The sequence below is a fragment of the Candidatus Pelagibacter communis genome (genome assembly GCF_001179985.1).
Taxonomy (GTDB): Bacteria; Pseudomonadota; Alphaproteobacteria; order Pelagibacterales; family Pelagibacteraceae; genus Pelagibacter; species Pelagibacter ubique_J.
In genome coordinates this window covers 1-1,337 of sequence record NZ_CVSI01000046.1, presented here as the reverse complement: position 1 = coordinate 1,337, position 1,337 = coordinate 1, and the positions used below count along the sequence as shown (strand labels likewise).

Annotated in this window: 1 protein-coding gene and 1 pseudogene; both read left to right on the top strand. The window is 24.5% G+C overall.

Annotated features, from left to right (window positions below):
- Window positions 1–1,070: tetratricopeptide repeat protein (locus tag AMN80_RS02165; protein WP_425304127.1), on the top strand; the 1,070-nt coding region annotated here is incomplete at its 5' end.
- A 22-nt stretch (window positions 1,071–1,092) separates the two neighbouring features.
- Window positions 1,093–1,337, top strand: a pseudogene (locus AMN80_RS05580) (4-(cytidine 5'-diphospho)-2-C-methyl-D-erythritol kinase); the annotation flags it as partial.

Sequence of the window (1,337 nt, the reverse complement as noted above, 5' to 3'; positions counted from 1 at the left end):
ATATCTATTTTTATTTAGATTATTTAATTGAACAAAATAAAATTAACAAAATCAACCAAGTTTTACAAAATATTAACCAAATTAATAAACCATTGCTAATTGCTCAATCAGTAAAATGGATTGAAGAAAAGAATTACAACAAGTTAAATAATTTATTTTCATGCAAAAATGAGAAAGATATTGTTGCAGAGTTTTTCTATTTGATCGCTAATCTCTACTCATCGCAAGGTTTATTTAAAGAGTCAAATTTTTATATTATCTTAGCGAAATATCTAAATTCAAAATTTACGCTTAATTCTACATTATTAATTGAAAACTACATGGATACTAAAAAATATAAATTAGTAAAAAATGAATTAAGCAAAATTGAAAAAGATAACGTTATATATAATTGGTTTAGAGTGAAAAAAAATGCATCAATTATCCAAGAGACTAAAAATGACGATAGTGCTTTAAAATTTATTAAAAAAGAATACGGAAAAATTCAAAACCCATCAAACAAGATTTTATTTGATATGGCAAACATATTGAGAAACTTTCAAGACTATGAAGGCGCAATAGAAATTTATTCAAATTTAATAAAATATCCAAATTATAGTGCAGAGGAACATGCAGATCTTTTATATAAAAGAGGAACTAGTTATGAGAGAAAAAAAGCTTTTTTAAAAGCTGATAAAGATTTAATAGAGTCTCTTAAAATAAATCCAGATGAACCATATGTTTTAAATTATCTTGGATACAGTTGGCTAGAGAGATCTTACAAAATTCCTGATGCAATGGATATGCTAAAGAAAGCTTATAGTTTAAGAGAAAATGACCCTTATATTACTGACTCAATTGGATGGGCTTATTATTTAATTGAAGACTTTGTTAATGCAAAAAAATATCTAGAAAAAGCGGTAAAACTTATGCCTTACGATCCAATAGTTAATGATCATTACGGTGATGTATTATGGAGACTTAATAAAAAAGTGCAGGCGAGATATTTTTGGAATGGAGTTTTAAAATTAGAAGATACCGAAGAAGAGTTAAAAAAAGAAATTGAAAAAAAATTAGTTTTTGGATTATAATTTTACTAATTAACTTGTTTCTATGAATACGATATCACAAAAGTCTTATGCAAAAATAAATTTAAATTTAAATATTATAGGAAAAACAAAAAATTTGCATAAATTACAGAGTATAGTCACGCTAATTTCACTTTATGACGAAATTAGTCTAAGACAAATAGACAGTCGTAAACATAAGATATTGTTCAAAGGTAAATTTTCAAAAAAAATTACTAGTCGTAATACAATTTATAAAACTTTATCTATTTTAGACAAAAGAAAATTACT